Raw genomic sequence first — 6,125 nt, 5'->3', positions numbered from 1 at the left:
GCTATCAGCTATCAGCTGATAGCTTATGTATTTTTATCTGAAATATAACTTCATAGGTAAGCATTCAGCCGTCAGCAATTAGCAATCAGCTATTGCTTTTAGTTTTAGATAAAAGCTTTACTAATTGAGGCAGAATTTATACTTAACTATAAAAGCGGCCTAAAACAGTCTATATTCATTAAAACCACTTCATGATAGCTGAGAGCTGACAGCTAATAGCTGAATGCTTACCTTCATAGTTATCCTCTCAATACACGAATTTTATGAAAATCTGTTGGCTAGTATCAATAACCAATTTAAAAACATAACAGCTTCTTCCTTCTTCCTTCTTCCTTCTTCCTTCTTCCTTCTTCTTCCTTCTTCCTTCTTCCTTCTGTTAATATATTTCGCGATAATGTTTAGCTAGAAAATGACCGATTATATTTAATATTAAAGTTATCAATACTAAAGTTAGACCAGCAGCAAAAATTGTTTGATAAGCTAAAGTACCATGAGGTAAATCACCAAGACTAACCTGCACAATATACCCTGTAATAGTAGCAGCTTGATCTGTAGGATTCAAAGTAAAATTGGGCTGCAAACCAGCCGCAATAGCAACAATCATTGTTTCTCCTACTGCACGGGAAGCTCCCAGAACATAAGCCGAACAAATACCAGAAATAGCAGTCGGAAATACAACTAATAATGATGTTTGAAACCTAGTTGCTCCCATAGCAAAAGACCCTTCTCGTAAACCTACTGGCACAGAACGCATAGCATCTTCACTTATAGAACTAATAAATGGAATAATCATTACCCCCATTACTAATCCTGCACTCAACATATTAAAAGTTGGTAAATTTGGAAATATTTTTTGTAATAGTGGAGTGACATACAAGAGTGCGAAATAACCATAAACTACTGTGGGAATAGCAGCCAATAATTCTAAGAATGGTTTGATGGTTTCTCTAAATTTTATTGGGGAAAATTCACTCAGATAAATTCCTGCTATAGTGCCCAGTGGAATAGCTATCATTAAAGCAATAATTGAAGTTACTAAAGTTCCTGAGACTAAAGGTAAAATTCCATATTGAGGATTTTGAAATAAGGGAGTCCATTCTGTACTTGTCAGGAAGTCTAATATGGATATTTCTTGAAAAAATAAAACTGATTCTCTGACTAATATAAACAGAATTCCTATTGTAGTTGCTACAGAGGAAAAAGCTGCTAGAAATAAAATATATTCAATTGTTTTTTCTCGTGTATCTTGAACTAATCTTGGTGATTTTATTAATTTTAAAAGTTTATCTCTCATTCAATACTCAGGAATTAAGTAAATAATAATGGTTAGCATTCAGTAAGTTATAGTTCAGAAAAAGATAGTCATATTTGACATACCTTGGTAAAAAGAATATATACAAGCCCAGGGTTTCCCATTTTGACCATAATTCCTGTACCTCTATAGCAGTTGAAGGAAAGGCACGGACATATCAAAAGCTTAAAACTAAGACAGAACCTGATTTTTCCAACTTCGTTTCTTCCTTCTGCTATAACCCACATTCCGTACTTCGGTTTGTATTATTAAAAGTAGTATATAAATCTGTAGCTTGGTAAATATTTATAGGCGAATCATCTCGATTACTTTTTTCGTCGATCAAATTCCGAGTAAATAATTAAGCATGAATACTTACTTGATTGATTACTCAATCACGGTAGCTATGATTTTCTTCTAAAATTCTGTCTCCTGTCTCCTTCTTATATACTACATTTTGTGGTATGGGATGTGGGCTATAAGACTGAATCTTGAATACTTACTAACTAATGAAAAATAAGAATTGGTACTTATGCCGAATTAATATGAATTTGCAAAGAATAATAATTTAATCAAAGTTGACTGTATATCTAGACAGACAAGTGAATAAATTTCATGATTTTGTACAGCCTCACATAAAATTTATGCTTAGATATTAGCCGATAATTTATCTGATTTTTAGCATGAACTTAAATCATAAAATATGTTTAGCCACTTGACTCTACTTTGGTCTGAAAAATCGAATAATTATTCTACTTAAAAATGCTTTAATTATTATAAAATTTAACTACCACTCCCAATAACACGATTTTTAAAACGTTCCATTGCTCGCTGATATTCTCGTTCCGAAAGAGGTACAGAATTGACTTCTTTAACTAACTGAGGAGCATTCTTCAGATAGAATTCAACAAACTCTTTAACTTCAGGACGCTCTGTGGATTTAGCATTAACATAAATAAAAATTGGTCTAGCCAGAGGTTGATATTGTCCACTTCGCACTGTTTCCAATGAAGGTTTAACAGGTCCATTACCATTGTCTATAGCTATTGCTTTTAGTAAGTCTCGGTTCGCTTCATAATAAGAATAGCCAAAATAAGCAATAGCATTAGGGTCATTAGCAACACCTTGAACCAAAACATTATCATCCTCACTAGGTGTATAGTCAGAACGGCTAGCCTTAGACTGACCAACTATTTCTTTAGTAAAATAGTCAAATGTACCTGAATCTGCACCTGGTCCATACATTCTCAGTTCTGCATCAGGCCAATTAGAGTTCACCTGATTCCACTTCATAACTTTACCTTGGGCCTCCGGTGCCCACATCTTTTTGAGATCCTCCACACTCATAGTATCAACAAAGTTTTCAGTATTAACAACTACAGTAATAGCATCATAAGCAATAGGTAATTCAATAAATTCAATTCCTGCAGCTTTACATTTTTCTATTTCAGATGGTTGAATAGTTCTGGAAGCATCAGAAATATCTGTTCTAACGGAATCTTCTAGAGAACAAAATTTTTTAAAGCCTCCCCCTGTTCCAGAAATTCCAACCGTTACCCGCATAACACCTCTTTTCTCTTTTTGAAATTCTTCTGCTACTGCTTCGGTAATAGGGTAAACTGTGCTAGAACCATCAATTTTAATTATAGACGGGCTTTGAGACCTAACTACAGGAATAGTTATAGCTAATGTTGTAGCTACTAGAGCAAAGACACTAGCTAATTTCCACTTATTCAGCTTCAAATTCTTTACTTTGGTAGTTACCATACTCTTGTTTTCCTAGACTTTTTATCAAAAATATAGAAAATTAAACATTTATATCATGTAAAAATAATAATTGTTATTTAGAGTCTCATTATAATTATTGGAGAATAAGTAAAATTTAAGCACAGTTTAAATATAGGTTAATAGCTAACAATAATTATGACAAAAATATGGATAACCAATATACTTTGGCAACAGAATTTTCACAGTGGGGAATAGGTCTGCATAGCGGTATTAAATCTCATATTAGAGTTATACCTGCCCCCAAAAATGCAGGTAGATATTTTGTTAGAGTTGACTTACCTAAGACTCCTAGTATTCCAGCTCTCATAAATTTTGTAGTCTCTACCACTCTCTCTACTGAATTTGGTATTGCAAATATTCGTATTCGCACTGTAGAACATTTATTAGCTGCCTTGGCAGGAATGGGAGTAGATAATGCTCGAATTGAAATTGATGGCCCCGAAGTTCCCTTATTGGATGGCTCGGCTAAACTCTGGGTAGAGGCGATCGCTTCTGTAGGATTAATTGCTCAACCAGAGGAGGAAAATGGGGAAATGGGGAGATGGGGAGATGGAAAGATGGAGAGATGGGGAGATGGGGAGATGGAAAGATGGGGAGATGGGGAGATGGGGCAAAAAAATATTAACAATACCGATCGCCCACAGCTAATAAACCACAGTCTTAAGCCAAAACTAAGGACTGAAAATTCGATCGACCGACCAATTTGGATAAATCAAGGTGATGCTTTTGTCGCTGCCTTACCTAGTCGAGAAACTCGGTTTACTTACGGAATAGATTTTAATCTACCAGCTATTGGTAATCAGTGGCATAGTTGGTCTCCAGAAACAGAAAGTTTTGCTGACTGTATTGCCCCAGCTCGTACATTTGCCTTAGCACATCAAATTGAGCAATTACGAGAAGCGGGTTTAATTAAAGGTGGTAGTCTAGACAATGCTCTAGTTTGTAATCAGTCCGGATGGTTAAATCCACCCTTAAGATTTGAAAATGAACCTGTACGTCATAAACTCTTGGACTTAGTAGGAGATTTGAGTTTATTAAGTAGTTTTCCTCAAGCTCATTATCTGGCTTACAAAGCTAGCCATAAATTACATATACAATTAGCTCAAAAAATTTCTGAGTTATCTGTAGATAGTAAGACTAAAAATTCATGTTAGGATTACTTTTGATTACACAGAAGAAGATTGAAAGCTCCTCACCTTCAGGCAGGGGTAAAAATGACCGTTATGGAAAAATTGGGCCGAATTGATAGAATTAAAGTTTGAGTAAGGTGTTCATTTGCACCTGGAACTATCCTAGTACCGAGAAATCCCGGTAAATAAGAAACAACGGTTGATACATTCAACGGCAGTATGACTATATCACTACCAGCAATGGCAGGACAGGGAGTGTACCATTTTGACATAGTGATATAATCTCCCGAAAGCTCAGAAAAAGTAAGCACAATCTGTATAACTTAATGTCAATACAAGTGAGTGTCTAGGGGCGTTTTGACTCGTCCCACCCGGATAAATTTCTGGGTGACAGCTAAGAAGAAGCGAGCAATGTTTATTTATCCCGTTGCCTAGCATTTGCTTAGAATCTCTGTCTGTTTAGAGCAGCGAGAAGTGAATAATGGTAAAATCGAGACTGCCAATTAAGAACTGTACATAATGTCAACCTCTGAAAAAACTACAACAGATTCAGCACAAACCACAGAAAATTCTTCAACTCAGCCAAATCAAGATACTGGGACTACTGGGGTAAATATTATGACCATTGAAGAAATTCACAAACTATTACCCCACCGATATCCCTTTGCTTTGGTAGACCGTATTATAGAATATGTACCAGGAGAAAGAGCGGTAGGTATTAAAAATGTGACTTTTAATGAACCCCATTTTCAAGGACATTTTCCTGAACGACCAATTATGCCAGGGGTATTAATCATAGAAGCAATGGCTCAAGTTGCAGGCATAGTCTTTGCTCAAATGCCAGAGCTTCAGAAAGGATTATTTGTATTTGCAGGTATGGATAAGGTCAGGTTTCGTCGCCCAGTAGTTCCAGGAGACCAACTAATATTAAAGACAGAATTATTATCTGTTAAAGGTGGCAAGTTTGGTAAAGTGCAAGGTCTTGCAGAAGTGGATGGTCAAAAAGCCGCAGAAGGAAATTTGATGTTTTCAATAATGGATTGAAGTATGCCTACTCTGATTCATCCAACAGCTGTTATTGCTGAAAGTGCCGAACTGCATCCCACTGTACAAGTGGGTCCCTATGCTGTAATAGAGGAACAGGTCAAGGTAGGTGCGGGAACTACCATTGGCGCTCATGTTGTGATTGAAGGGCCAACAGAGATTGGTTCTGGTAATCGAATTTTTCCTGGGGCAGCTATTGGTCTAGAACCACAAGATTTAAAATATGCAGGTGCTCCCAGTTGGGTAAAAATTGGCAACAATAACAAAATCAGGGAATACGTTACAGTTAATCGCGCTACTTATGCTGGTGAGAGTACTGTTATTGGTAATGACAATTTACTGATGGCTTATGTCCATGTGGCGCATAATTGTATTATTGAAGATTCTGTGGTCATAGCTAATGCTGTATCTTTAGCAGGTCATGTCAAAATTGAGTCAAAAGCTGTTATTGGTGGGGTATTGGGTATTCATCAGTTTGTACATATTGGTAAAATGGCAATGGTGGGTGGTATGAGTCGTATAGTTAAAGATGTACCACCGTTTATGTTGGTGGAAGGTCATCCTTGTTTGGTGCGATCGCTTAATTTGTTAGGATTAAAGCGTGCAGGTTTGACAAGTGCAGATTTAGCAATATTGAAGAAGGCTTTCCGAACTCTCTATCGTTCTGGTAGGTCTCTGACTGAAGCTTTAGCAGAATTAGAGTTAGATTCTCATAACAAGTATATTCAAAAATTGTATTCTTTTTTAAGTATGTCTCTTGAGTCTAAACGTCGTGGACCGATGCCGGGAAAAATGTCTAAGGGAGCAAGGTTAGAAGAGATTGATCGTTAATAGAGTTTTTGTTAAATAGAGGGAAAAAATTGCTCCAACTA

General features: G+C 36.3%; 6 protein-coding genes. 3 read left to right on the top strand and 3 right to left on the bottom strand.

Annotation, left to right across the window (positions count from 1 at the left end; translation table 11 throughout):
* Positions 1 to 376: 376 nt before the first annotated feature.
* Positions 377 to 1,294 (bottom strand): phosphate ABC transporter permease subunit PstC, encoded by a 918-nt coding sequence (gene pstC, locus F6K13_RS14340; RefSeq protein ID WP_124146205.1) that lies wholly within the window; start codon positions 1,292 to 1,294, stop codon positions 377 to 379.
* Between the two features lie 780 nt (positions 1,295 to 2,074).
* The gene (locus F6K13_RS14335) at positions 2,075 to 3,058 is read right to left on the bottom strand and encodes a PstS family phosphate ABC transporter substrate-binding protein (protein WP_124154124.1); all 984 of its coding nucleotides are present in this window, start codon (positions 3,056 to 3,058) and stop codon (positions 2,075 to 2,077) included.
* A gap of 167 nt (positions 3,059 to 3,225) precedes the next feature.
* Here F6K13_RS14335 and F6K13_RS14330 point away from each other — a divergent pair, with 167 nt between their 5' ends.
* Positions 3,226 to 4,233 carry a UDP-3-O-acyl-N-acetylglucosamine deacetylase gene (locus F6K13_RS14330; protein WP_124154123.1) on the top strand — a complete coding sequence of 336 codons (1,008 nt, stop codon included), beginning with the start codon at positions 3,226 to 3,228 and terminating at the stop codon, positions 4,231 to 4,233.
* A 44-nt stretch (positions 4,234 to 4,277) separates the two neighbouring features.
* On the opposite strand, the gene F6K13_RS14325 is transcribed toward F6K13_RS14330, so the two are convergent.
* Positions 4,278 to 4,481 (bottom strand): hypothetical protein, encoded by a 204-nt coding sequence (locus tag F6K13_RS14325; protein WP_124146202.1) that lies wholly within the window; start codon positions 4,479 to 4,481, stop codon positions 4,278 to 4,280.
* Positions 4,482 to 4,728: 247 nt separating this feature from the next.
* Here F6K13_RS14325 and fabZ point away from each other — a divergent pair, with 247 nt between their 5' ends.
* Both fabZ and lpxA read left to right on the top strand, forming a co-directional pair.
* Positions 4,729 to 5,253, top strand: coding sequence for a 3-hydroxyacyl-ACP dehydratase FabZ (gene fabZ / locus F6K13_RS14320; RefSeq protein WP_124146201.1), 525 nt, complete (start codon positions 4,729 to 4,731; stop codon positions 5,251 to 5,253).
* 3 nt (positions 5,254 to 5,256) lie between these two features.
* The gene (lpxA, locus tag F6K13_RS14315; RefSeq protein ID WP_124146200.1) at positions 5,257 to 6,084 is read left to right on the top strand and encodes an acyl-ACP--UDP-N-acetylglucosamine O-acyltransferase; all 828 of its coding nucleotides are present in this window, start codon (positions 5,257 to 5,259) and stop codon (positions 6,082 to 6,084) included.
* Positions 6,085 to 6,125: the final 41 nt, after the last annotated feature.

This window comes from Okeania sp. SIO2B9, from assembly GCF_010672505.1.
GTDB classification, from domain to species: domain Bacteria; phylum Cyanobacteriota; class Cyanobacteriia; order Cyanobacteriales; family Microcoleaceae; genus Okeania; species Okeania hirsuta.
Note: the sequence above shows the minus strand (reverse complement) of the source record. Positions and strands in the feature narration are given on the sequence as shown.